22 protein-coding genes, 1 tRNA gene and 1 rRNA gene are annotated in these 24,802 nt (G+C 36.0%); 1 reads left to right on the top strand and 23 read right to left on the bottom strand.

Features of this window, described 5'->3' with window-relative positions; translation table 11 throughout:
• Nucleotides 1–286 precede the first annotated feature (286 nt).
• The 20 genes from HBB17_RS00270 to uxuA all read right to left on the bottom strand — a co-directional run bounded on the left by HBB17_RS00270 (nucleotide 287) and on the right by uxuA (nucleotide 20,368).
• Nucleotides 287–598, bottom strand: coding sequence for a glutaredoxin (locus HBB17_RS00270; protein ID WP_167954692.1), 312 nt, complete (start codon nucleotides 596–598; stop codon nucleotides 287–289).
• A 4-nt stretch (nucleotides 599–602) separates the two neighbouring features.
• On the bottom strand, nucleotides 603–1,748 hold the full coding sequence (locus tag HBB17_RS00265; protein ID WP_167954690.1) for an amidohydrolase: 1,146 nt from the start codon (nucleotides 1,746–1,748) through the stop codon (nucleotides 603–605).
• 326 nt (nucleotides 1,749–2,074) lie between these two features.
• The gene (locus HBB17_RS00260; protein WP_238483636.1) at nucleotides 2,075–2,371 is read right to left on the bottom strand and encodes an aryl-sulfate sulfotransferase; all 297 of its coding nucleotides are present in this window, start codon (nucleotides 2,369–2,371) and stop codon (nucleotides 2,075–2,077) included.
• Nucleotides 2,368–2,550 (bottom strand): hypothetical protein, encoded by a 183-nt coding sequence (locus HBB17_RS00255; protein ID WP_167954688.1) that lies wholly within the window; start codon nucleotides 2,548–2,550, stop codon nucleotides 2,368–2,370. Before HBB17_RS00255 ends, HBB17_RS00260 begins: the two co-directional genes overlap by 4 nt.
• A gap of 302 nt (nucleotides 2,551–2,852) precedes the next feature.
• Nucleotides 2,853–3,923: an HD-GYP domain-containing protein gene (locus HBB17_RS00250; protein WP_167954687.1), complete on the bottom strand. Its 1,071-nt coding sequence runs from the start codon at nucleotides 3,921–3,923 to the stop codon at nucleotides 2,853–2,855.
• 437 nt (nucleotides 3,924–4,360) lie between these two features.
• Nucleotides 4,361–4,434: transfer RNA gene (locus HBB17_RS00245), tRNA-Ile, on the bottom strand.
• A gap of 6 nt (nucleotides 4,435–4,440) precedes the next feature.
• Nucleotides 4,441–4,558, bottom strand: a 5S ribosomal RNA gene (gene rrf / locus HBB17_RS00240).
• Nucleotides 4,559–4,723: 165 nt separating this feature from the next.
• Nucleotides 4,724–5,095, bottom strand: a complete 372-nt coding sequence (locus tag HBB17_RS00235; protein ID WP_167954686.1) for a PH domain-containing protein — start codon at nucleotides 5,093–5,095, stop codon at nucleotides 4,724–4,726.
• Between the two features lie 53 nt (nucleotides 5,096–5,148).
• Nucleotides 5,149–5,904, bottom strand: coding sequence for a DUF4352 domain-containing protein (locus HBB17_RS00230; RefSeq protein WP_167954685.1), 756 nt, complete (start codon nucleotides 5,902–5,904; stop codon nucleotides 5,149–5,151).
• Nucleotides 5,905–6,195: 291 nt separating this feature from the next.
• Entirely contained in the window at nucleotides 6,196–7,752 is a 1,557-nt protein-coding gene (locus HBB17_RS00225; protein WP_167954684.1) for a sensor histidine kinase, read from the bottom strand.
• On the bottom strand, nucleotides 7,749–8,423 hold the full coding sequence (locus HBB17_RS00220) for a response regulator transcription factor (RefSeq protein ID WP_167954683.1): 675 nt from the start codon (nucleotides 8,421–8,423) through the stop codon (nucleotides 7,749–7,751). The genes HBB17_RS00225 and HBB17_RS00220 overlap by 4 nt, the downstream gene beginning before the upstream one ends.
• A gap of 353 nt (nucleotides 8,424–8,776) precedes the next feature.
• A complete protein-coding gene (locus tag HBB17_RS00215; protein WP_167954682.1) occupies nucleotides 8,777–9,619 on the bottom strand; it encodes a peptidylprolyl isomerase in 843 nt (280 codons plus the stop codon).
• Nucleotides 9,620–9,805: 186 nt separating this feature from the next.
• Entirely contained in the window at nucleotides 9,806–10,837 is a 1,032-nt protein-coding gene (locus HBB17_RS00210) for a LacI family DNA-binding transcriptional regulator (RefSeq protein WP_167954681.1), read from the bottom strand.
• A gap of 100 nt (nucleotides 10,838–10,937) precedes the next feature.
• Nucleotides 10,938–12,428, bottom strand: coding sequence for a 4-alpha-glucanotransferase (malQ, locus tag HBB17_RS00205; RefSeq protein ID WP_167954680.1), 1,491 nt, complete (start codon nucleotides 12,426–12,428; stop codon nucleotides 10,938–10,940).
• Nucleotides 12,429–12,506: 78 nt separating this feature from the next.
• Nucleotides 12,507–13,343: a carbohydrate ABC transporter permease gene (locus HBB17_RS00200; RefSeq protein WP_167954679.1), complete on the bottom strand. Its 837-nt coding sequence runs from the start codon at nucleotides 13,341–13,343 to the stop codon at nucleotides 12,507–12,509.
• On the bottom strand, nucleotides 13,343–14,185 hold the full coding sequence (locus HBB17_RS00195; RefSeq protein WP_167954677.1) for a carbohydrate ABC transporter permease: 843 nt from the start codon (nucleotides 14,183–14,185) through the stop codon (nucleotides 13,343–13,345). Before HBB17_RS00195 ends, HBB17_RS00200 begins: the two co-directional genes overlap by 1 nt.
• A 171-nt stretch (nucleotides 14,186–14,356) precedes the next feature.
• Entirely contained in the window at nucleotides 14,357–15,808 is a 1,452-nt protein-coding gene (locus HBB17_RS00190) for an ABC transporter substrate-binding protein (RefSeq protein WP_167954675.1), read from the bottom strand.
• Nucleotides 15,809–16,080: 272 nt separating this feature from the next.
• Nucleotides 16,081–17,382 carry a glycosyl hydrolase family 8 gene (locus HBB17_RS00185; protein WP_167954673.1) on the bottom strand — a complete coding sequence of 434 codons (1,302 nt, stop codon included), beginning with the start codon at nucleotides 17,380–17,382 and terminating at the stop codon, nucleotides 16,081–16,083.
• 190 nt (nucleotides 17,383–17,572) lie between these two features.
• Entirely contained in the window at nucleotides 17,573–19,186 is a 1,614-nt protein-coding gene (locus tag HBB17_RS00180) for a mannitol dehydrogenase family protein (RefSeq protein ID WP_167954671.1), read from the bottom strand.
• Nucleotides 19,187–19,303: 117 nt separating this feature from the next.
• On the bottom strand, nucleotides 19,304–20,368 hold the full coding sequence (uxuA, locus tag HBB17_RS00175) for a mannonate dehydratase (RefSeq protein ID WP_167954772.1): 1,065 nt from the start codon (nucleotides 20,366–20,368) through the stop codon (nucleotides 19,304–19,306).
• A gap of 525 nt (nucleotides 20,369–20,893) precedes the next feature.
• Here uxuA and HBB17_RS00170 point away from each other — a divergent pair.
• On the top strand, nucleotides 20,894–21,766 hold the full coding sequence (locus HBB17_RS00170) for a helix-turn-helix domain-containing protein (protein ID WP_238483635.1): 873 nt from the start codon (nucleotides 20,894–20,896) through the stop codon (nucleotides 21,764–21,766).
• 7 nt (nucleotides 21,767–21,773) lie between these two features.
• On the opposite strand, the gene larE is transcribed toward HBB17_RS00170, so the two are convergent.
• The 3 genes from larE to larB are packed head-to-tail and all read right to left on the bottom strand — an operon-like array spanning nucleotide 21,774 to nucleotide 24,766.
• A complete protein-coding gene (larE, locus tag HBB17_RS00165; RefSeq protein ID WP_167954669.1) occupies nucleotides 21,774–22,610 on the bottom strand; it encodes an ATP-dependent sacrificial sulfur transferase LarE in 837 nt (278 codons plus the stop codon).
• The gene (gene larC / locus HBB17_RS00160) at nucleotides 22,597–24,021 is read right to left on the bottom strand and encodes a nickel pincer cofactor biosynthesis protein LarC (protein ID WP_167954667.1); all 1,425 of its coding nucleotides are present in this window, start codon (nucleotides 24,019–24,021) and stop codon (nucleotides 22,597–22,599) included. The genes larE and larC overlap by 14 nt, the downstream gene beginning before the upstream one ends.
• On the bottom strand, nucleotides 24,014–24,766 hold the full coding sequence (gene larB, locus HBB17_RS00155; protein ID WP_238483634.1) for a nickel pincer cofactor biosynthesis protein LarB: 753 nt from the start codon (nucleotides 24,764–24,766) through the stop codon (nucleotides 24,014–24,016). The genes larC and larB overlap by 8 nt, the downstream gene beginning before the upstream one ends.
• Between the last annotated feature and the right edge of the window lie 36 nt (nucleotides 24,767–24,802).

Raw genomic sequence — 24,802 nt, 5'->3', positions numbered from 1 at the left:
CATTTATGTAATGTCTACATTTTTCTAATACGTTACCATTTTATTTGTACTACTATAATTATAATATAATAGTGACAAAATTACAAATAAAATAATGGATTTAGACAAAAACAACCATAAATTTAGTATCATTCTTTCTCTTTTTAATTATTTTCAAAATGCTTTGTCTGTGTTCTCCCACTTTACGTGTTACGTAAGAAAACAAAAACTTATCAGTCAAAACAGTATTTTGACTGATAAGTTTCGTTTACCTTCTATTCCCCTACTAGGTAAGAAATAATTTTTTTTAGCAGCTTCCCTTTCCGTTAAGAGAACAAGCACTTTTTACTGGTTTTGGTGCAGCCAATGAAACGTAATCCTCTATAGTAAAGGTCTTCGTTCCGTCTTCTAATAGGAAGAATGGAATTCCAATCTTTCCTTGTTCTTTGATTTCCTGAAACAAAATATCATGATCACGAATCGAAAGAAATTCTTTCATAATCGTAGTTGATTCTACAATATTACGATATTCCAGTTCCACTTCATTACATGCTAGTAAACGTTCTTTTGCTGCTACACACTCTCCACAGATTGGTGCTCCATACATAATTACTTTCATATCTTTATTCTACTGCCTTTCCATTGATCAATACTTTCTCTATTGTTGTTGAAACTTCAAATGGCGAACCATCTGTAATTACTAAGTCTGCATCTTTTCCTTCTTCAATCGATCCAACTACATTATCGATTCCCACATGTTTCGCAGGATTAATTGTGATTGCTTTTAACGCATCAAATGGTTTCATACCAGATTTTATTGCTAATCCAGCACATAATGGCAGATAATGTTGTGGAATAACTGGTGAATCTGTTATAATTGATACTTGACAACCTGCATTTGCTAGAATACCAGGCGTTTCCCATGTTTTATTCCGCAATTCAAATTTGGTTGCATGTCCGAAGGATGGACCTACTGCAAGTGGAACATTCTCTTGGGCTAACTCTTCTACGATTAGATGTCCTTCCGTCACATGTTCCAATGTAATATTGACATCGAATTCATGCGCAATTCGAAGAGCTGTAAACATATCATTTGCTTGATGTGCATGGGCTTTCAAAGGCATTTCTTTTTTTAAGACAGGAAGAAGTGCTTCTAATTTCATATCAAAGCTTGGACGTTTGAAAACATCTGCTCCTGCTGCATCTAACTTCTGTTGATATTCTCTTGCTTTAAACAACATTTCTCGAAGTTTTGAAGCAGTAGACATACGGGTAGAATCTCCTTTGTCTCGGTAGATACGTTTCGGATTCTCACCAAATGCACATTTCATCGCAACATCCGGTTTAATTACCATCTTATCTACACGTTTTCCAACTGTTTTCAATGCAACAAATGTTCCACCTAACACATTGGCGCTCCCTGGACCTGTAGCTACGGAAGTAACACCTGCTCTAGCTGCCATACCAAATGACTCATCCATCGGTTGAATTGCATCAATCCCACGTAATTGTGGTGATACAATATCATTCATTTCATTATAATCTTGTCCTTCATAACCAATACCAAAGCCATCCGTACCTATATGACTATGTGCATCAATAAAGCCAGGATATATATGTTTTCCACTTAAATCAATGACTTCCATACTATAATCAGTCAGGATATCTTTTTCTATTTTTACTATTTTTCCTCCATTAATCAGGAGATCCGATACATACGGATTTTCATGTATTGCATCATGTATAATACCATTTTTTAAGCATATCATCTTTTCATTCCTCCTTGGCATCTTTGTCCTATATTATAACACAAATTATACAAGGAGAAATGTATATTTCTATATTATGATGCACGAATTGCTTCGTTGCGTTGCAACTCTCGCAATTCTAAAACATTCGCAATCCGCGTAATAACGCTACTTTCTCATGTTTTGTGGGTCAAGATGTCATGTTCACTTTCGTGCAGGCACGAAGTGAAATGACCTTTTGACCCTTGCATCATATTATGCATGTATTTATTCAATTTCACACATCGAGACTTTACATAGTGTATGTGGCTGCTATATATCCGAAGGAAACTGTCTGCGTACATATTTTATTCGAACCAAAAAGAATGGAACGCATACTTATATACTCGGTAAGCATATTTTTCAGCTGTATAATTAAATTGACGGATTAGATTTCCCTCTGCATCATATTCATCATAGCAATGAGACATACCCGAACTTGTTACGACATTGCCATCTACATATTGCACGGAACTAACGATACTAGAATATGAAATCGGGAATTTTTTCACGAGTGTATACGTCTTCTCATTTTCATCTACAAGATATTGATAGAAGTAAGAATGATCGCCTTCTTGAAACGTCCCCGCTCCCAAATTGATCAATGGACACGTTGAATTCCAAATATATTCGATCCTTTAAGTCTTTGTTCGTATAGACATAGATTCCTGCCAATAGAACCAAACCAAAGACTCCGATTAGTATATTCACGTTTCTCTTCCATGCTCTTGATTTTCGATTGTTCTGTTTCTCGTTTTCTCCCTTTTTCATCTTCTGACCTCATTTCACTTTCTTACTATTTTTCTTTTTCCAATTACTTATTCATTCTGCTCCTTGAATCATAGTAAACATGCCATGTGAAATGTAAGTGAAATAATTCGACAAAATCAGGGACACTTTAACAAAAAAAATCCTCAAAAACAAGAAACAAAACCAAATAAATGATGTCTAGGTTCTGTTTTCTATATTCTTGAGGCTTTTTCTGTGTAAGATTCATTCAATAGGATAAATCTTACGTTATATGTATTACTACGTGAAAAACACGCTGTATGTGCTAGTCCACGTGATTTGCATCTTGTATATATTCTATACGAATTTGAGGATTTGAATGTCCTTCTCTTCTGCAAGATTGATGTACTCATCCCCACACTTGACCGTTGGTCTTGATAAATCACCTTTGTTAATAAATATAATCGTTCCTACTTTTCCATTGCTTAATAGAACATCATTTCCCATATAGGTATCCATAATACCATTCAAAAATACCATAATGTATTTCGGATCATACTTTGATAAACCATTCTTTTCAAATTCCTTGATTAATGCAAATGGATTTCTTGCTCCATCTTCTGTAAGCGTTAATTCATCATACTCATCTGCAATGGAAACAATCTTAACAAACTCACAAAGTGCTCCACCCATTACTTGAAGCGGATATCCCGTACCATCCATCTTTTCATGATGTGTCAAAGCTGTTAAACCGATCTGGCGGTTTAACTCTCTTCTCATCAAGTAACGATATCCATATATTGTATGTTTTGCAATCAACTCTTTTTCTTCTTTTGTCAATTCTTCTTTCTTTTTCTCCAATAATTCTTCGGATACTAGTAGCATTCCCACATCATGGAACAACCCAGCTAGAGTTATATCATTCACTTCTTCCTCTGATAATTTGAGCCATTTTGCAAATATATTTGAAATCAATGCCGTATTGATACTATGCATATACATACGATTCTGCTTCAATTGCATTCCATATAAAGCATCGAACAACTCTCTCGTACTATCTGCTTTATTCAAAATGTTGTTGATATCCGTTATAATTTCCCGTTTGTTAACTTCTTTATCTCGTTCGATAACAGAATTAAATTTTCCTTGAATGTTAGAATAGCATATGGAGTATTTTTGATTGATTTCCTTAAACTGTCTTGTTTGACGAATCGTTTTTAAATGTGTATTTAAACCATTTAATTTTTCATCCTCATTTGTAGTATCAAGTATGCGTACTTCATAGATATTATTACTTTCTAGTAACTTTATAACACGCGCATCAACAACAGTACCATTATTAACTAAGATGGAACCATATGTTGTTAAAACATCTTCGCAAATGATCATGCCCTCTTTTAAGTTATTTCGTAAAACTAATTTCTTCATAGTGCCCTCCAATCCTGGATTCTCTCCATATGTAATACTCTATTCCATGAATCTACATTCTATTTCTATCCTATCAGATATTTTACATAAAATCTATCGGTAAATAGTTTCATTCTTTTGTAAAATCCAATATTTTTCATGGTATAAAAGACCTATTTTTGTATAATTTGTTGTATATTCTTGTCGGATTGTGTCCAACGTGATTATTCACTCTTTTCCTCAACAATACAAATACGATCTTCTATAGGCAGAAGATCTTTCCTATAATGGAGCAAGAACGGATCAGATATCTACAAAGAGTACAGTCAACTTCAGTTGACATCTACCTTATGTGCGAGTGTGCATCTCCCGGAGGGTTTCTATAAAAGGAAAGTCGGAGGACTTTCCTTTTATACAAAAAAAGACTGTTGTTTTCACAACAGTCTCTCCAATCATGATGGGCTTAAATGGACTCGAACCATCGACCTCACGCTTATCAGGCGTGCGCTCTAACCAGCTGAGCTATAAGCCCATTTTAATTTGGCAGCCACCTACTCTCCCATACCGTCTCCAGTATAGTACCATCGGCCGTCTAAGTCTTAACCATCGTGTTCGAGATGAGAACGGGTGTTTCCCAAAGACGCATTACCACCAAAAAATTGTCAACAAAATAAAACATTTTTTTGTTTCATTCAGCTTATTTAGTTTATATCATATCATTCATTTTGTCAACATGTTTTTTATATTTATCATACTTTTTATTTAATTTGAACGATTAGGATAATTTATAGCCATTCAAATGCGTATAAAGGAAATCCCCCCTATACATCATCAACGTCATCCAATTCTTCCACATCAATATCCAGTGTATGCATCGTTCTTCTTTTTCTTCTTGCTTCTTCAGATGCCGTCATAATATAATCTTTAATTTCTGCAGCATGTTTGATATGAACAAGAACCAATTCTGGATGCGTCGTATCCCCTGTAAAACAAACTACAGTACCAATGTGAAATATTCTTTCAAGCAAGCTCTTTTTTAACCGAACATCTTGGATCTTATACATATAAGCATCATCTTCTGTTATGCTCAAAAAACCACTTTTTATGTTGATTTTCTCTTCATTAATCGTATATGTTGTAAAACAGATTGGTAATGCTAAAAACTTTGTTCTTTTTTTCTCAATAAAACTCATTTTACTTTACTCCTTTATAACCAGTTTTGTAACTTCTATATTCCCCTACTCCATTACTTAATTGTTACCTGACTTACTTGTTCCTTGTTTGTTACTGTTAATGTTGCATTCTGAACTTTTGTTTTCTTTGGAATTTCAAAAATCAACACCGCTTGTTTCGTTTTTCCTTCTTTGATCGTCGTTGATAGATACTGAATATCATTGGATATGACGGTCAAAATTGGATAATAAGTCTCTTCACCAATATTTAATTCATACGATATTCCGGAACGAATGAAACTGATCTTCATCTTCTTGCTACTCATATTCTTTAAGGACATGTTAAGAATTAGCAATTGATTGCCTGCTTGGGGTTCAACACTAAATGCTGCTTCACTATAATTTCCTGTATAGCTTGCTTCCGTACTGTAATTTTTGTATGTTACCTTCAAATCCTTCTTTTGATAAACATCCGATAAACTGCAGTATGTTACCGCCTCTTCTGCAGTTGATGCTTCTGGAGAAGGTGTGGTTTCTTTAACTGGTTCTTTTGTTTCTTCTTGTTTTGAATCTTCTTTCTTTGGTTCCTCTTTGTTTTCTTCTGAAACAGTAGTGGTGTCTTCTTTCTTTGAATCCGTACTCGCTACTGGTCGTTGGTATTCGTACAGCAATCCATCTTCATAATTTGTATCAAACTTTAACACACTACCTGCTATGTATTGTGCAATAATCGCATTGTTATCTTCCTTGAGTGTCTTCGTACTTGCACAAGCAGATAGCAATAGCATTGAAACCGATACGAGTGTAAGTAGAATAAACTTTTTCTTCATCTCGTTTCCTCCATCTCTATCTTTAATAATAATAACTACCATCTTATCTTTCTAAATTCTAGTAATACATTTCTCAATACTATATTAACAAGATATTAGACAAATTTCAATGCATTGTTTTACCTATTTTTTCTTTTGAATAAATGAACGATGCCAAGACGAACAAAAGACAATCTTTCCAATCTTGTAGAGAAATTATCACCCTCTATTCTTACTACAAGTTCTTTAAAGATTGCCTTTTTCTATTTATATTTCTATATATATTTTTATTTTATCTTTTACCTTTTATCCTTATATCTTTGTATCTAATTCAAACCAGAATTCCACTCCATTATCATGATTAATTACACCACATGCGCGATTGTGAGATGACATAATAGCCTTTACAATGGATAAGCCAATTCCATTCCCACCATACTCTCTTGTTCTTGCTTTATCTACTTTGTAGAATTTAATCCAGATCTTATCAATATCTTCACTAGGGATAGGATCTCCGGTATTGAATACGGATACGCGAACACAATCTATTTTCTGTTCAATCTTAATATCGATAATCTTATCATAATCTAGATGGTTCAAAGCATTACTGATGTAGTTTGTTACTACTTCTTCAATCATGTATTCGTCTGCCCAAACATCGATTGGTTCCGTTAATGCGAATTGAACCTTTGCTTCTTTCTTTTGAATTAAGATATTGGTAGAATTCAAAGCACCATGAATCAACGCAACAATATCAAATCGTTCAATATTCACTTGGTTCTTACCAAATTCAATTTGATTCAAACTAAGCAAACGTTTCACCATATTGTTCATTTTGGAAGCTTCATCAATAATGACTTCACAATAGAAGTTACGACTTTCTTCATCCTCATTGATATTATCCAATAATCCTTCTGCATACCCTTGAATCAAAGCAATTGGCGTCTTTAACTCATGGGTAACATTGGATAAGAATTCTTTTCGCATCTCATCAATCTGTATCTTGTTCTGAATATCGGATTTTAATTCATTGTTGGCATTCTTTAATTCGGATATCGTCTCTTCTAGTTTTTCCGATAATGTATTAATACTTGTCCCAAGTTCTCCAATTTCATCTTTTGTTGTTACCGTATACTTAACATCAAAATCTAACTTCGCCATTTTCTTTGCTATCCCAGAAAGTTGATGAATTGGTCTTGTGAAGCTTTTACTTACAAACATTGCAACTATAATCCCCATCAAAGTACCGATGATTCCCACATATGCCAAGAATTTATTCGCGATTCGCACACTTTCCTGCATGCTCTCAAAGTTTGACCGCAGATAAATTATATACCCATTGTCTAATACACCGAATAATTCGATATAGTAGGATTCCATACGTTCATCATAGATCTTATAGATTCCATAATTCTTTGATGTACTTAGTTCTTTCATTACACTACGATTGTTTTTTCGATTTAATAGATAGGTTCCCACTCGTTCAGAAAGCTGTTCTCTTTGCTGATCAATGACACTTTGACTAACGGGATAATCTAAGGTAAGATTGGCTTTGGTCATATCAAAATATTCTGTATAATAATAGGAACGAAATACATAAACATTGATATTCCCATTCGTCCCTAATCGTTCCAAAGCAAGATTCTTATTCTCAAAAATTTCTGACTCATCTTTCTGATTTTCATATTCCATTTCTACTGTTTTGTAGATATCTTGTACACTGGTGAAGGTATCTCCCAATATCTTGATCTTACTATACTGATAATAATCTGCTAAGAACCCCTTATTCATTACCCAGCACAAGAATACAACCGCAATAATTAAGATTGTAATTAATCCTGTGATTTTATACCGAATTGAATATTTCATTCACTCACCTCGAGTTTGTATCCCATACCCCAGATCGTCTTAATGTAATCTCCTTTAGAACCAAGTTTACTTCTTAATTTCTTTACGTGGGTATCAATTGTACGGGCATCGCCAAAGTAATCATAGTTCCATACATTATTCAGTATCTTTTCTCTAGAAAGTGCAACTCCTTTATTCTTAACAAAATAGGTTAATAGCTCAAACTCTTTATAGCTTAAATCAATTGGTTGCCCGTCAATTTTTACTTGATGAGCTTCCAGATCAAGGGTGATTCCACCTACCGTCATTATGTCCTCTACAACATTCGCTCTTCTTAATATTGCTTCCACTCGTGCAACCAGGATCTTGGGACTAAACGGTTTCGAAATGTATTCATCAACACCCAATTCGAATCCAAGTAGTTCATCTTTTTCATCACTCTTTGCTGTCAGCATAATAATAGGAACCTTGGAGTACTGTCTAATTTCTTTACAAACCTGCCAGCCATCCATCTTTGGCATCATAACGTCCAGAATGACTAAAGAAATATTCTTATCTTGAAAAAACAAATCAACCGCTTGTTCTCCATTCTCTGCCTCAATTACCTCATACGCCTTTTTTGTTAAGAAGTCTCCAACGAGCTTTCTCATTCTACTTTCATCATCAACAACTAGAATCTTCAACTTATCCATCTCTACCACCCTAATAGAATGTACGCTCCCTTGAGGAATTGCCATCTCTACCCTTTCACATGTATTTGTTCAATAAAACAATTCTTTTTATTTGTTCATTTCTTTTTTCTTTTTTCTTTAAATTAAGTTTGATCCTTGCTTTTATACTAACATACAAATATGTTTATTATGTGAAAAGCCTTTTACCTTATTATTGCTGAGAAACCAAGGAAATATGATTCTATGATCTGTACTCTCTTACGAAAGTGATTTTAAACCACGTATATATGTATTATAATTGATACCAAAACAAATGAAAAGCAAAAATGGTATAGCAAATCCATTTCTTTTGCTATACCATTTTACGACTCATTTTATTTTTTATACTCTGTAATCTTAATTGTTTCAATAATCACTTGTTCTGCTGGAATTCCCGTTTGGGTATCTTTCATTTCTGTATTGGCAATGGCATCTAAGGTATCATAACTTGCCTCATCGTAAATTTGACCAAAAACAGTATGTGCTTGGAACAGCCAAGGAGTACCACCTTTTTCCATATATAATTGGGATACTTCATCACTAAATTCACAATCATATGCTGCTTTCATAAATATTTTAAATGATTCCAGAGGTGTTGCTCCCAACTCATATCCATTGCTGGTTAAGATCTGTTCAAGTTCTTCCTGCTCATATGGATGAGTTTGAACGATAAAGAACTGGCTTCCATTTGTGTTTGCTCCTGCATTTGCCATGCAAAGTGCACCACGGTAAGGATGAAGATCATCTGAAAATTCATCTTCAAAATTTTTCCCCCAGATACTCTCACCACCAGCACCAGTACCCATTGGATCTCCACCTTGAATCATGAATTCGTTAATGATTCGATGAAATGTTAATCCATCATAATAACCTTCTTTTGCATGTGTCACGAAGTTTTCTACTGCCTTTGGTGCTCGATCTGCAAAGAATTTTACCTTAATTGAGCCAAAATCTTTCACAACGATTTCTGCGACTGTATCACCTTCTTGTGGTTCTTCAAATTGACTACCAGAACCTTTGATTTCTGTCATAGCAGAATCTGCTGTTTCATCTTCACTAGTTTGTGTTGTCGTATTCTCTGAATTTTTATCTACCGTATTGTTATCCTTCTTTGCGCATCCTGCAAAAGCCATGGCTACAACAAGTACAAGCGCTACGTATTTACTAATCTTTCTCATGCTTTTCCTCCTGGTGTTTAATTGACACACCAATTATTTTAATACATAATGATGCCTGTTGCAACAAAAAACAAAAACGGTGGTTATAAAAATGATTGGAGAATTTTCTCCTTTCTACTTTTACACCCACCGTTTTATTCTTATATTCGTTAATCGAATCCGTTATATCTCTATGTAAAACCACTTTTAATTTATCTTTCTAGTCGATTGTCCAACGATCAATTCTCCCGGAAATACACACATACGATGCTCAGCCTTCTTTTTGATCACATCAAAAAGAATGGTTACTGCAGCTTGTGCAATCTCCTCTACTGGCTGACGGATTGTCGTCAATGTTGGATTATAATACGATGCAACATCCAACCCATCAAAACCTGCTACTGAATAGTCTTCCGGAATCTTCTTACCTGCATCGAATACTGCTTTACAAGCACCAATCGCAATACTATCGGATATTGCAAAAACTGCTGTAAAATCTTCTTTTGAATCCAGCAATTCCTTCATTACCACATATCCATTGTCCATGGTAAATGTCTCAATATCATACTTCATACAACGTACTAAATTCTGATCTGGCTCAATCCCATTATCCCTTAATGCTTGCAGATATCCATTGTAACGAATCAGACCAATACTTGTATCATCCATAGAAGTCGTAATAATTGCAATTCGCTTATGTCCATTCTTACATAAATAGTCAACAATCTTGTAACTTTCCTTAAAGTCATCGACAGCAACAAATGAACATACGCCCTCTTTCCAACCAGTGTTCAAGCCAACTGTACATAGCACATAAGGAATATCTAATTGTGCAAGTTTTTCTTCGGAATGATTAAAATATCCACCCAAGAAAATGATACCACGTAGTTTCTTTTCTTTCACAAGTTCTAATGCAACATCAATCTCATCTTCTCGATCTTCTACTCGATGTAAGAGAAAAGAATACTTTTTCTCCTGTGTCTCCTCTTCAATTACTTTGATCATCTTACTAAAGAACGGATTGCTAATACCTTTGATCAGCACAGCGATCATTCTTGAATTAGAACGTTTTAAATTACGTGCACTATTATTTGGTATGTAATTATTTTCTTTGATCACTTTCATGATCTTGGTTTTTGTCTCATCATTGATATCCGGATGATTGTTAATCGCTCTAGATACCGTGCTGACACCTACACCACAAAGTTTTGCCACATCTTTTATTGTGATCGTACCCATGATATACTTCCTTTGCTGCATATTTTATACTTATGTTTTCCTACGAATGAAATTATAGCAACATTCCGTCGATAATGCAAGAATATGCAGGAAAACCTAACTATTTATCCCCTAATCTTCCATATAATTTTGTTACACGATAAATCTTCTCTGCTAAATCTGGTTGTATCGAATTTTGTTCCATACGCCAAATCCAATTACCACCTAAGGTTGAAGGCGTATTGATTCGAGCTTTTGAGCCAAGTCCAAGATAATCCTGCATTGGTATGATAGCAAGATCAGCAACACTTGCTAAGGTGAGTTTGATAAAGTCCCAAGCAATATGTTCTGGATCGACGGCAATTCCATTCAGATATTCTCTAGCATACTCTTGATCCTGTTCTAATAGATTTTCATACCAACCTACCACAGTATCATTGTCATGTGTTCCCGTATATACAACACAATTTTTATTATAATTATGAGGTAAGTAATCACTTTCCTCTCTAGAATCAAATGCAAACTGTATGATTTTCATACCAGGATACCCACAATCTGCAACAAGTTTTCTAGATCGGTCTGTTAAGAATCCAAGATCTTCTGCAATGATGGAGACATCCCCCAAAGCTTCTTTTATATGAGTAAAGATATCAAGTCCCGGACCTTGTTCCCAATGCCCATTAACTGCATCCTTTGCTCCATATGGAATGGAGTAATACTCGTCAAATCCTCTAAAATGATCCACACGAACTACATCATATAATTGAAAGCAAAAGGCAATTCGCTTGATCCACCACTGGTATCCTGTCTGTTTATGATAATCCCAATTGTAAAGTGGATTCCCCCACAATTGTCCTGTTGCTGCAAAACTATCCGGTGGGCAACCTGCTACTGCTATTGGTTTTCCCTGTTCATCAAATTGGAACAATTCTTTATTCGCCCAGGCATCTGCACTGTCATAGGCTACATAGATTGGAATATCACCAATAATCTTAATCCCTTTGTCATTGGCATATTGCTTTAAGCGACTCCACTGCGTAAAGAACTCGAATTGTATAAACTTATAAAATTGAATATCATCTGCTAATAGATTTTCATAATAAAGTAGAGCTTCTGGTGTTCGAACCCGAATATCATGCTCCCACTCATCGATGCCACAATCATTAAAATGATTTTTGATTGCCATAAACATACTGTAATCCTGCAACCAAGCCTCTTGTTCTTTACAAAATTCCAAGAATTCTGTTAAATTCCATGTTTTAAATCGATCATATGCCTTTCTTAATAAATCAAAACGTGAAAAATATATCTTTTCATATTCTACATGCTGAGGACATGTTCCAAAATCCGCAGCATCACACTCTTCTTTTTTTAGTAGACCTTTACTTATCAATGTTTCCAAATCCACAAAATACGGATTTCCAGCAAAGGTTGAAAACGATTGATATGGGGAATCTCCATATCCGGTAGAGCCAAAAGGTAAGACTTGCCAATACTTCTGTCCTGCCTTCTCCAAAAAATCCACAAATGCATATGCCTCTTTTGAAAATGTTCCGATTCCATATGCAGATGGTAAAGAGGTTATCGGTAATAATATTCCACTCGCTCTCATTTTAAGTCACCTTCCCATTCTACATGTATTAATTATATAAGATGTTGGGGTAAAAAGTAATTTACCCCAACAAACAAATCAGCCTTTAACAGCTCCACTTGTAACTCCTTCAATGATATGTTTTTGACACAGCAGATAGAAGATAACGATTGGAATGATTGCAAGAACGAGCATTGCCATCATAGCACCCATATCGATGGAACCATATCCACCCTTCAGATACTGGATTGCTATTGGAATCGTCTTGTAATCAGAACCAATAACCAGGTATGGTAATAGGTAATCATTCCAGATCCACATTACATTCAAAATAGCTACCGTTACAGAAATAGGTTTCAATATTGGTAATACCACAAAGAAATACGTTCTTAAAGGATTACAGCCATCCATCATCGCCGCTTCCTCAATCTCGATTGGTACTGACTTCACAAAACCACAGAACATAAATACTGATAAACCCGCGCCAAAACCTAAATAGATTACAATGATACCTACTGGATTATCAAGATTCATAACATTCGCAACCTTTGTCATTGTAAACATAACCATTTGAAATGGCACGATCATCGAAAATACAAACAGATAATATAACATATTAGAGAATTTACTCTTCACTCTTGTAATATACCAAGCAGTCATAGCTGTCAACAATACAATAGCCAAAACAGAGAATACGGTAATAAACAACGACCAGCCAGTTGCATGTAAGAAATTGGTTTTCTCTATACCACTGGTATAGTTCTCAAAATTAACAAATGTTTGCTTATTTGGTAATACAAATGGTGCATCACTAATAAAGAATTTGCCTTTAAAGGAGTTAATGATTACGATAAAGATTGGTGCTAAAAAAGCAATCGATAAAATTGTTAGGAAGATAAAAATAATAACATTGGATACTTTGCTTTTCGTTTTCATTAGTTTTCAACCTCCTTATTTCTGGTTGCTTTTAATTGAACCAATGCGATTGCAACAACAATAATAAAGAAGATTACTGCTTTCGCCTGACCAACACCCTCTGAACCTACTTTTCCATAGAATGTATTATATATATCAAGAGCAAGCATTGCTGTTTTCTTAGAAGGAGCGCCTGCTGTTAATGCCAAGTTCTGATCAAACAATTTAAAGGAGTTTGATAAAGTAAGGAATAGACAGATTGTTATAGAAGGCATAACTAACGGAATGGTTACATTACGTAAAATTTGCTTCTTATTCGCTCCGTCAATTCGAGCTGCTTCCACTAAATCTTTCGGAATATTTTGAATACCAGCAATATAGATAATCATCATATAACCAATTAATTGCCAGTTCATTAAGATAACTAATCCCCAGAAACCATATTTCGGTGCAAAAGTTAAGGTTACTCCGAATTTATATAAAACTCCGTTGATGATCAATTGCCAGATGTACCCTAAAACAATACCACCAATTAGGTTCGGCATGAAGAAGATCGTACGGAATATGTTAGTCCCTCTCTTACCTCTCGTTAACAAGGATGCTAACGCAAATGAAAATATATTAATTGTAATAACGGAAACAATAGTAAATGCTGATGTAAATATTAATGCGTTTAGAAAATCTTTATTCTGAAACGCCTCCACATAATTGCTAAAACCTACCCATTTTGCATCGGTTACAGTTCTAAATTCTGTAAATGATAGATAAATACCCATTATAAACGGAATGATAAATGCGATCGTAAATGCGAGTAATGTAGGTAAAGCAAAGATTGGAAAATACTTTTTCAAATTTTTATGCATAATCCTCTCTCCTGTCCTTTTATATTAAGTGTTGAAGAATTGTTGTTCGTGAATTTGGAATGCGTCGATTTAATGATAAAGAAAGGGTGAGTGAAGATTGCGCCACACTCACCCTGCTGTTTTACTATACTCTGTTATTCATCTAACAAAATCAAGTGTTACAATTTGAACTTATTTTGCTCTTTCAGACTTCCAAGAATCTTTTACAACTGTTACAACTTGATCCCAATCCATGCTTCCTTGTACATATTCAAGTAATGCATCACCAAAAGCATTCTTGAAATCTTCACTTGGGAATGCTGCAAATGTCCAAGTTACAGAAGTTGTACCTTTTTCCATCCATGCTAATACTTCTTTTGATAATGGATCACTTGGTTTTTCGTTATCAGCAAAAGAATCGAATGGAGCAATGAATCCTAAATCATTTGTTACATATGCTTTACCAGCATCGCTTGTGAATAACCAGTTTAAGAAATCCATAGAAGCTTTTTGTTTTGCTTCTGATACTTGACTATTGATTGCAAAGTAGTTTTCTGTACCTACACATAAACCTTGTGTTTCTTCACCAGTAACACCAGTGTAGATTGGCATGAATTTGATATCTGCTTCGTTTACAGTATTACCATCAACAGAACTAATCTGGCTCCAAGCCCAGTTACCATTTTGAACCATTGCACATTTTCCTAATGCGAAATCTGCCATAGAATCGTTAACTGATTTTGCACCTAATAAACCTTTTTCTACGCAAGAATTGTTCGTATATAAATCATATACATTCTTAAAGTTTTCTGCATATTTGAATTCAATTTCATTTGCTGCAAGACCAGCTAAAACTGTATTATCAAATTCTGTATTATCTTTGAATTCGTAATACAATGGCATATTAGCTAAATGAGTCTGCCATCTCCATTGTTCACCAGCTGCCATTGATGTAGAAGCAAATACACCATCAATACCAAGGTCTTTCTTTCTAGCTTGCATATCTTCAACAACTGCCTTCAATGTTGCGAAATTATTAATTTCATCCATAGACGCTACTGTTGTTGCACGATCAGTAAGTGCAAAATATTTTGTCATGATTGCATTGTTGTAAATGATACCATATCCTTCAACTGCATATGGAACACCAAAAACGCCTTCACCCTCAGTAACAGCTAAGCTCTTATCTGTTAAATGAGAATATAATTCAGAATCTTTCATATCTGCACAATAATCTTTCCAGTTTTGATAACCAACAGGTCCATTGATCTGGAATATTGTTGGAGCATCTTTCTTTGCGATTTCTGATTTTAATGTTGTTTCGTATGTACCAGAAGCTGCTGTATTAACTTTTACTTTAATACCTGTTTCTGCTTCATAATCTTTTGCGATTTTTTCATAAATCTCAGCAATTTCAGGTTTGAAATTTAAGAAATAGATAGAATCAACTTTCTCTGTTGTTTCTTCTGTTTTTTCTGTATCGGTAGTTTCTGTACTCTCTGTTTCTGTAGTGGCGGTTTCTTCTGTTTTTGTTGTGTCTGTTGTGTTCTTGTTATTGTTGTCTTTCTTGCCACAACCTGATAACAAGCTACCAACCATAACCGTTGCAAGTAATAGTGATACGATCTTCTTTGATTTTTTCATAATAACACCAAATCCTTTCTGCTTACCCTCTTTTTTATGATTACTAAAAACGATACTGCAACGTTTCTGACAACTAACCTTCTCCTATAATTGTTCAGTAACGTTTTCGGTAACCTTATCGGTATCGTTTCCAGTTATCATGTTTGTATAGTAACATATTAACAAAAGGTTTGCAAGTTAAAATAGTCTTTATTGTTCTTTTTGTTAATTATGTTACTATACACCAAACCATTTTATGCAATTTGTCTTAATCGTTTGCATTTTAAGAAAACCTAGATATTATCAGGTGTCCAGTAATTTCCACTGGCGATAATCATACAAATTAACTTAACAGTATCGTTGTAGTAGTTATTTGTACTACTAGTGGAAACAACTTTCCACAATGAATCCACCCAAGCTTGTGCTCCTTTGGTATTCTTGTCCTGACACATACTAGCAACTAGAAATGGAGCAACAAAACTCATATCATAATAACTCTCCATTGCTTTTCCTTTTAACGTATATCCACTTCTGATTTTCTCTGGCTGATCTCCTGTTTTCTTCCGAATCCAGGCATTCAACATAGTAAGCATATCCTCACTTTTACTTGTTTTCGTTACAAGATAATCCACTCCAATTCTCCATGGAACACGACAGGCATTATATCCATAACTGTCGTCCTTACTACCTTCTAAGAAACCATCGCTAGCTGGTTTATAATTCTTTTTCCCCTTTACAATGAAGTCCGATACCAATCCTGTTTTTCTCGTTGATTTTATGGTTAACTGATTCAGAATGGTAAAACTTTTATTCACAACCTTATTCCATTTGGATTGATTCGTAGCTTCTGCAAATGCTCGAAAATGTCCTGGCATCAAATCTGATGAGCGAAGTCCCGTATATTGGATATTATTCTTATCCAATGTACTTGCCCAGTTTCCCAATTGAATGGTATATGCAGTTGCATTCACTTCGTATTTCAATATATCTTTGATTATATTCGTAGCTGCCTTCTTATAGTTGATACTCCCACTACTCCCCCATTGTTTATCTGCAAGAAGCAATGCATATGCAATATCCAAATCTCCATCTGTTGCAGAACTTCCACCGCCCCAGTCTACAATTTCACTGCCATTATCAGCCTGCTGCCAAGACATAAGATACTTGCCTCTTTCACAAGTATTTGCTTTGTAATAACGGTACATTCCATCAAAATATTTCTTCGCATTCTTATCATATCCAGCCATGTAAACCATGATCAGCATTCCGTAACCTTGTCCTTCTGATACACAGATGGGTACGGTCTGTTTACTTGTTTTACTGTATGTTTGTCCACTAGTCCAAACATAATACTGTGTCTGTTTCGTTGAATACGGATTCTTTACTACGTAATTCTTCTTCCACGTATCATACCAACTTTTTGTGAGCTTATCTTTTTGGGACTGTTTAGCACTTGGTTTCAGCGTTCCTTTGGCATATGTAACATGCTGTGGAAATGGATGATTAACTTTCTGTGCTGCCTGAACAGGTTTTGTCGCGCCCAAGGTGACTCGGAACATGATCGGGCTAATCACCAATACGAATGCAACAAACAAAGATAAGAGTCTTATTCTTCATACACTATCTCCTCCTTTTTAAAAAAGCTTACATATGGATTTTCACGAATACCATGAACTCCGCTATGTAAGCTATTAATCTACCAGTATTCGGTAATTTCATTATAGTTCAATTTCCGCCTACTGTCATCTAAAACAATCCCTATAGCTTTCCATTATCGATACATCTCTATAATAAATAGTTTTCTAAGGTTGTACGTACTGCTCCTGTTCCAGCAATCATCTCTAGGAAGAACCGCTCTACTCGATTTCCCAATCCAATGGTATACAAGTTCACACCAAAGATATCTTCCCTTTCTAAAATTGGTTGAATACAAGAAACAACCTCTTTTTTTTGCCCTAACGTAATCTTTTCTAGATATGGTTTCAACTCGCTATATAATGGATCTGAACTTACCGTGAATCGTTCTCCATGGTCGTTCAAAGCCATTAGATACCGTAGCCACCCAGCAAACACAATCGGAATCCCAATCAATTCATCCACATTTCGTGTTTCCGATTCTGCATAAGCCTTCACCGTTTCTCCAAATCTTATGGAAAGCTTCTGAGATGTATCCGTAGCAATCCTCTGTGGTGTATCAGGTAAATATGGATTAGGAATCCGTACCTTTATCACTTCATCAATAAATTGTCTTGGTGATAGGATTTCCGGATCCATTACTACAGGCAACCCTTCCTGGTAACCAATCTGATCTACTAGTTTTCTCAATACGGGGTCTTCCATCTCTTTTGCAATCCGCGTATACCCCAATAAGCAACCGAAGATTGCTAACGCAGTATGTAATGGATTCAAGCAAGTACATACCTTCATCTTTTCTACCCGGTCAACAACTTCTCGTCTAGCAAACCACACATGTTCGCCCTCTATTTCCGGACGTCCATTTGGAAATACATCTTCCATTATAAGATATTGACACTCCTCTGCATTGACATATGGGGCAATGTATGTATTCTTCTTCGTTACGATTGGTTCTAATTCTTCCATCTGGTCTTTCTCTAATTGTTTCTTCACCTCATCATTGGGACGAGGGGTAATTTTATCAATCATTGTACAAGGAAAGCCTACTCGTTTTGTATCAGATATGTATGTACAAAAGCCTTCTTCGACCAATCCTCTTTCTCTCCATTGTACTGCAATTGTTGAAACTGTCTGATATAACTTTTCACCATTATGAGAACAATTATCCATACTTACCATGGCAATTGGGTAACCCCCATGAGTATAGCGATTGTAAAGTAATGCTGTGATTTTACCCATATAGCTTTTGGGGTTACTTGGACCATTCATCAAATCCTCTTTGACAGATGGAAACCAATTTCCATCTCCATTTTTTAATGCATACCCTTTTTCCGTTATGGTAAAGCTGACCATCTGTAATCCAGGTGCACAGAAGATTTCCTGTAACCGTATCCAATCAGATTCCTTGTGTTCCTTTAAAACCAATGACTCTACTATACTTCCAATCACAGTCTTTTCCATACTTCCATCTTTTTTTAAGGTTACAAGAATGCTAAGATTATCTTGTTTTTCATAAATCTTTTCTATAATCTCATAATCATAGCCTTCCGCAACAATCAATCCTCTATCCAAGATACCTTCATTTAATCGATTCTGTACAACATTTGCCTGAAAAGCACGAAAGAGATTACCTGCTCCAAAATGAAGCCAATATGGATTTTCTTTGGTCTTTCTTTTCACCAGTTCCCGATTATATGACCAAAGTTGATAGCCCGCTTTCCTCCACTGTTCTACCTCTCGCAAACCTTCTTCCGATAATTTCAATATGATACCTCCTATCTCCAACTACTAAGCCGCCCACTCCATGTTCATTAATTTCCATATTCAAAGATTACAGATGAATAGGCAAAGATATTTTCCGTATGCAATATAAGCATTGCATTAAGATGCCTTCTCGATTGCCTCCCATAGACCATTCAGATATGTAGCACCTAGTGCACGGTCATAAAGACCATATCCCGGCATCGCTACTTCTCCCCATATCATTCTCCCGTGGTCTGGTCTAATTGGTCCGGTAAATCCTATATCGTATAAGGCTTTCATAATTTCATACATATCAAAGCTTCCATCCCTTGATAGATGAGCTGATTCTTCAAAATCAGTTGGAGAATTAAATTTGAGATTCCGTACATGTGCAAAATGAATTCTTCCCTTTAAGGCACGAATCATTTCCGGTAGATTGTTCTCTAAGTTGGTTCCATAGGAACCCGAACAAAAAGTTACACCATTATGTGGATTATCTACCATCCGCATCATACGCAAAATATTCTCCTGGTTGATGATGATTCTTGGTAATCCAAATACACTCCAAGCAGGGTCATCTGGGTGGATTGCCATATTGATATTATACTTATCACATGTTGGCATGATCCGTTCCAGAAAATATTGCAGATTTTTAAAGAGTTTTTCATTGTCCACTTCCTGATATTTTTCAAAAAGTTCTTTTACATGTGCCATTCGCTCCGGTTCCCATCCAGGCATAGTGAAACCATTGCTATCTGAACGAATGGATTGAAACATCTCTTCTGGTCTGATTGCATCTACTGTTGCTTGATTGTAGGCTAATACCGTGGAGCCATCTGGTCGTTTTCTTGCAAGTTCTGTTCTTGTCCAGTCAAAAACTGGCATAAAATTATAACATACAAGATGTATATCCGCCTGCCCCAATCGTTCTAGAGTGGTAATGTAATTTTCAATGTACTGCTCTCGATCTTCCTTTCCAATCTTAATTGCTTCATGAATATTCACACTTTCGATACCTGCTATGTAAAGACCTGCTTTTTCCACTTCCTGCTTTAACGCACGTATATCTTCTGTTTTCCATACTTCCCCTGGAACGGAGTCATAAAGTGTTGTAATAACCCCATTCACTCCAGGAATCTGCCGAATCTGTTCCAAAGAGACCGAATCGAATTTGCTTCCGTACCAACGTAATGTCATTTCCATATGCTTACCCAAACCACCATTGGTGTTCCTTATTCTAGTTGCATAACAAACACAGTTACGAATTCCATATGCTCTTCCCATTTTGAATATTATTAGGCAACCTTCATTTGGTGATCATTACCCTTTCTCCATTTTACCTTTTTTTATTAAACTTTCATTCATTAACTATAACTTTTACCAAACTTCTACTGCAACTGTCTAACTTTTAATTTTAATAATTTTTTGGTAATCCTACTAGAATCCCACTTCTTACGTGTTGTCATTTGATTGTTATATGTTAATGTAACTTATCAGGTTTTTATCAATGCCCTCTTTCTACCGATATGATTATTTTACTTGCTTCTCTATCTTGCGTAAATTGAAATACTTGTTGTCTATATTGCAAAACTTGCGATGCCATGCTAAGATAAGCCTAACAACTGAACACATTATATTCTAGGGGAATTATCCGCTAGGTGATTTACCTACTAGATATGCTATCGACTACGATTATGATTCTTTCCGTAGATTGAAAGAGGTGATATTATGGATAAACGTGCTCTACAAAGCCCATTTTCTACTCGTCAATATATGCTTTCCAAAGATTTTGAAGTTTATTATTATAATACCCAGCCTACCATTACTGTTTCTGCCCATACTCATGATTATTATGAATTTTATTTCTTTTTGGAAGGAAATATTTCAATTCATGTGAATGAACTAGTATATCGCATTCAACCGGGTGATGTATTGCTTATCCCTCCAGGTACCACGCATTATCCATATTTCCATGATACTACAACGGCTTACCGTCGCTTTATTCTTTGGATCAGTAAGGATTACTGCAAACGTTTGATGGAAGCTTCCGCGGATTACGGTTTTCTCATGCAATATGTATCATCAAGGAATACGCATCGTTTTTCCTTTGATCATATTGAATGGAATCAGATACAATCCTATGTATTTTCCCTAATTGAAGAGGTTAAAGGGAATCGTTTTGGAAAGACTGCACAGATTTCCCTTCAAATCAACGCGCTCGTATTACATCTGAATCGAGTTATCTATGAAAAGAAGCAGTGTTCCAATTCTTTTGTTGAAAAAGATCGTACCCTAGCAATCAGCAATTATATTCTACAACATTTGGAAGAAGACCTCTCCCTTGAACATCTTGCAAATGCATTCTACATAAGTAAATTCCATGTTGCACACATATTCAAAAAGGAATATGGATTATCTCTCCATCAATATATCATAAAAAAAAGACTGCATGCCTGTAAGGCTGCAATCTTAAGTGGTAAATCGATTAGTAACATCTATGCTTCATATGGTTTTAAGGACTATTCCTCCTTCTATCGTGCATTTAAGAAGGAATACGGTCTTTCTCCCAAAGAATATCGTGATCTACACTGGGTAGAGTAAAACTCCTCTACCCAGTCACTAATTTTTCTTTGATAAGAATATCTTGGCTACCCGAACGGAACCCTTCTAAATCAACGGCGATATATAGATATCCAAACTGTTTTATATAGTTTTGTATAATCGTTCGTTTCTCCACAAGTTTCATGATATCCGGCTCATCAACTTCTATGCGCACCAATTTCTCGTGAATTCTTGCTCTTACATTATAGAATCCCAAGGAACGTATATACTCTTCAATCTGTTCCACATAATTCATTTCTTTATAAGATAGAAGGGTATCATAAGGAAAACGTGTTGCTAGACATGGTGTTGATGGCTTTTCTGCTGAGGAGATTCCATATTCCTTTGCCAACATTCGTACCTCTTGTTTACTAAAATCATGGAGTAGCAGCGGACTACTTATTCCCAATTCTTTGATTGCTTGTATACCTGGGCGGTATTCTTTGGTATCATCCGCATTGGTCCCCTCCAAAAGGATGGATACACCTAACTCCTCCGCCAAATGCAATACTTTCGTAAACATGTATTTCTTACAACGATAGCAGCGATCTACAGGATTCGTTTCAATTCCTGCTTCCTGTAGCTCATCTACATGTAGCACCTTATGTATTGCTCCTACTTCTGAAGCAATCTTCTGAGAAATCGCTAGTTCTTTCATTGGGTGCAGTTTTGTATGGATTGTAACTGCGTATACGTTTGTGTTGTATTTCTTGGATTGTTCGCAGGCAACTTTCAAAAGTAAGCTACTATCTACGCCACCTGAGAATGCAATCATACTATCCTTCGTTGCTAAGGATTCCATGTAATTTTCTAAATTACGCACTTTATCTCTATAATTGCTCATAACATTCCCTTTCTATCTTACGATAAACCTCCTGAAAAGGTTCTTTGTATTTCTTAGCGATTGTAACTACATTTTCGTATTCTGGATACAATCTCTTATGTTGCTCCATCTCACACACTTTTACCTTGACAGTTCCATAGTTGGTATCAAATTCCTGTATGGTTCGTTCTAAAATGGTACGCTCCATGCGAACACGACGTATTCCTATTGTTGTGGTTTCCGCAAAAATGATCTTTTCCATTCGCTCCACATCATCCTCTGAACAGATTACGTTTAACTGGTATGCAGGACGATTTTTTTTCATGTAAATCGGCATATAGTTCACATCTCTTGCACCAGCTTCGAATAAGCGCCCCATCACATAACCAAGATTTTCTCCTGTACAGTCGTCAATATTGGATTCCAATTTTACAATCGTATCCTTCTTCGCATACTTTTCCTGTTCCTTAATAAGCATTGCTCGTAAAATGCTTGGATTCTCGTAGGCTCTCTTTCCTGCTCCCATACCGATTCCTTCAATCGTAAATTGTTCTGGTAGTTGGCTCATGGTATGGATTGCTGCAAGAATTGCTGCACCAGTAGGGGTAACCAATTCCCCTTTCGTCTCTGTGATATGTAGACGAAGGTTGTGTGATGCAATGATATAACTGACCGCCGGTACTGGAACAGGCAAAACGCCATGTTGACAACGAATGCTTCCTGTTCCCTCGCATAAAACAGGAACGATTACTTCCTCTACCTGTAGATTATCAAAGCAAACGGCTGCGGATATAATATCAACAATTGAATCGATTGCTCCTACTTCATGAAAATGTACCTGTTCCAATGTGGTACCATGGGCTTTCGCTTCTGCTTCACCCAATATGGTAAAGATTCTTTTTGCAATCCCTCTTGCTCTCTCTGTCATCGATGTCTGCTCAATAATTGCAAAAACCTCTTGTAGGCCACGATGCTCGTGGGAATGACGATGGTCTGACTTCTCTTGATCAGTGTGGGCATGGTGATGGTCTAGCATCTCTTGTCCTGTGTTGTGGGCATGGTGATGGTCTGGCATCTCTTGCTCTATGTGGGTATGGTGATGGTCTGACTTTTCTTGTTCTATGTGGGTATGGTGATGGTCTGACTTCTCTTGCTCGGTGTGCATATGGTGATGGTCTGATTCCTGATTTGTACCAAATAGATAAGTCATATCATGATCATGATTCTCATATTGTTGTTCAAGTATAACGTCAAAATCACAGACATCAAGACCCGCTTTTTTCACACGACTAATCTTTGTTTGAAATCCCTTCGCTGGAACCGTAGCTAATACCTGCTCTAATACCTTCTGGTCTGCACCAAGATCCAATAATGCCGCCACAAACATATCACCGCTAATTCCAGACAAACATTCTAAATATAATTTATTCATTAATTTGTTTCACTCCTAATCGATTAATCTGCGTCGCCATATATCCAGCGCCAAATCCATTATCTATATTCACGACTGCAATTCCATTGGCACAGGAATTAATCATCGTCAATAAGGCAGATAACCCATGAAAGTTCGCTCCATATCCTACCGATGTCGGAACAGCAATCACTGGTTTATCCACTAAACCGCCAATTACACTTGCTAGAGCTCCTTCCATTCCTGCCACTGCAACTACACAATTAGCCTCTTGTATCTTATCAATTCGCGAAAAGAGGCGGTGAATTCCACTTACTCCAACATCATAGATTCGTTCCACTTTACTACCAAAGAACTCTGCGGTCTGCGCGGCTTCTTCGGCTACTGGAATGTCTGCCGTTCCTGCGGTACAGACAGCAATTTGTCCAATTCTTGACTTTCCTTCTTTTTCAATCTTTATGATATGGGAAATTGGATCATATTGTACCTGCGGATACATTTCCTTAATTAATTCATATTGATGTTCTGATGCTCTCGTACCAAAGACTTCCCCTTCTGCCTCAAAAAGTCGTGCAAATATATGTTTTAAATGTTCATCTGCTTTCCCACTACAATAGATGACCTCTGCAAAACCAGAACGTACTTTACGTTGCATATCCAGTTTCGCGTATCCCATTTCTTCAAACGATTCCTTTTGAAAATATTTTTCTGCTTCTTCAATTGTAATACTACCATTTTTAACTTGTTCTAAGACTTTTCTAATCACGTAAATCCTCCAATGGGAAATTATTAAAGGTAACCC

It is taken from the genome of Anaerosporobacter faecicola, assembly GCF_012070565.1.
Taxonomy (GTDB): Bacteria; Bacillota; Clostridia; order Lachnospirales; family Lachnospiraceae; genus Anaerosporobacter; species Anaerosporobacter faecicola.
The sequence above is the reverse complement of the archived record's forward strand: the minus strand, read 5'-3'. Positions and strand labels throughout refer to the sequence as shown.

Coding starts and splice junctions, on each gene's coding strand:
- HBB17_RS00235 (WP_167954686.1), bottom strand. CDS start 5,095: ATGAGTTTTATTGAGAAAAAAAGAACAAAGTTTTTAGCATTACCAATC.
- HBB17_RS00265 (WP_167954690.1), bottom strand. CDS start 1,748: ATGATATGCTTAAAAAATGGTATTATACATGATGCAATACATGAAAAT.
- HBB17_RS00170 (WP_238483635.1), top strand. CDS start 20,894: ATGGATAAACGTGCTCTACAAAGCCCATTTTCTACTCGTCAATATATG.
- HBB17_RS00210 (WP_167954681.1), bottom strand. CDS start 10,837: ATGGGTACGATCACAATAAAAGATGTGGCAAAACTTTGTGGTGTAGGT.
- HBB17_RS00250 (WP_167954687.1), bottom strand. CDS start 3,923: ATGAAGAAATTAGTTTTACGAAATAACTTAAAAGAGGGCATGATCATT.
- HBB17_RS00230 (WP_167954685.1), bottom strand. CDS start 5,904: ATGAAGAAAAAGTTTATTCTACTTACACTCGTATCGGTTTCAATGCTA.
- HBB17_RS00225 (WP_167954684.1), bottom strand. CDS start 7,752: ATGAAATATTCAATTCGGTATAAAATCACAGGATTAATTACAATCTTA.
- HBB17_RS00200 (WP_167954679.1), bottom strand. CDS start 13,343: ATGAAAACGAAAAGCAAAGTATCCAATGTTATTATTTTTATCTTCCTA.
- HBB17_RS00255 (WP_167954688.1), bottom strand. CDS start 2,550: ATGAGGTCAGAAGATGAAAAAGGGAGAAAACGAGAAACAGAACAATCG.
- larC (WP_167954667.1), bottom strand. CDS start 24,021: ATGAATAAATTATATTTAGAATGTTTGTCTGGAATTAGCGGTGATATG.
- HBB17_RS00190 (WP_167954675.1), bottom strand. CDS start 15,808: ATGAAAAAATCAAAGAAGATCGTATCACTATTACTTGCAACGGTTATG.
- HBB17_RS00220 (WP_167954683.1), bottom strand. CDS start 8,423: ATGGATAAGTTGAAGATTCTAGTTGTTGATGATGAAAGTAGAATGAGA.
- HBB17_RS00215 (WP_167954682.1), bottom strand. CDS start 9,619: ATGAGAAAGATTAGTAAATACGTAGCGCTTGTACTTGTTGTAGCCATG.
- uxuA (WP_167954772.1), bottom strand. CDS start 20,368: ATGGAAATGACATTACGTTGGTACGGAAGCAAATTCGATTCGGTCTCT.
- HBB17_RS00270 (WP_167954692.1), bottom strand. CDS start 598: ATGAAAGTAATTATGTATGGAGCACCAATCTGTGGAGAGTGTGTAGCA.
- malQ (WP_167954680.1), bottom strand. CDS start 12,428: ATGAGAGCGAGTGGAATATTATTACCGATAACCTCTTTACCATCTGCA.
- HBB17_RS00195 (WP_167954677.1), bottom strand. CDS start 14,185: ATGCATAAAAATTTGAAAAAGTATTTTCCAATCTTTGCTTTACCTACA.
- larE (WP_167954669.1), bottom strand. CDS start 22,610: ATGAGCAATTATAGAGATAAAGTGCGTAATTTAGAAAATTACATGGAA.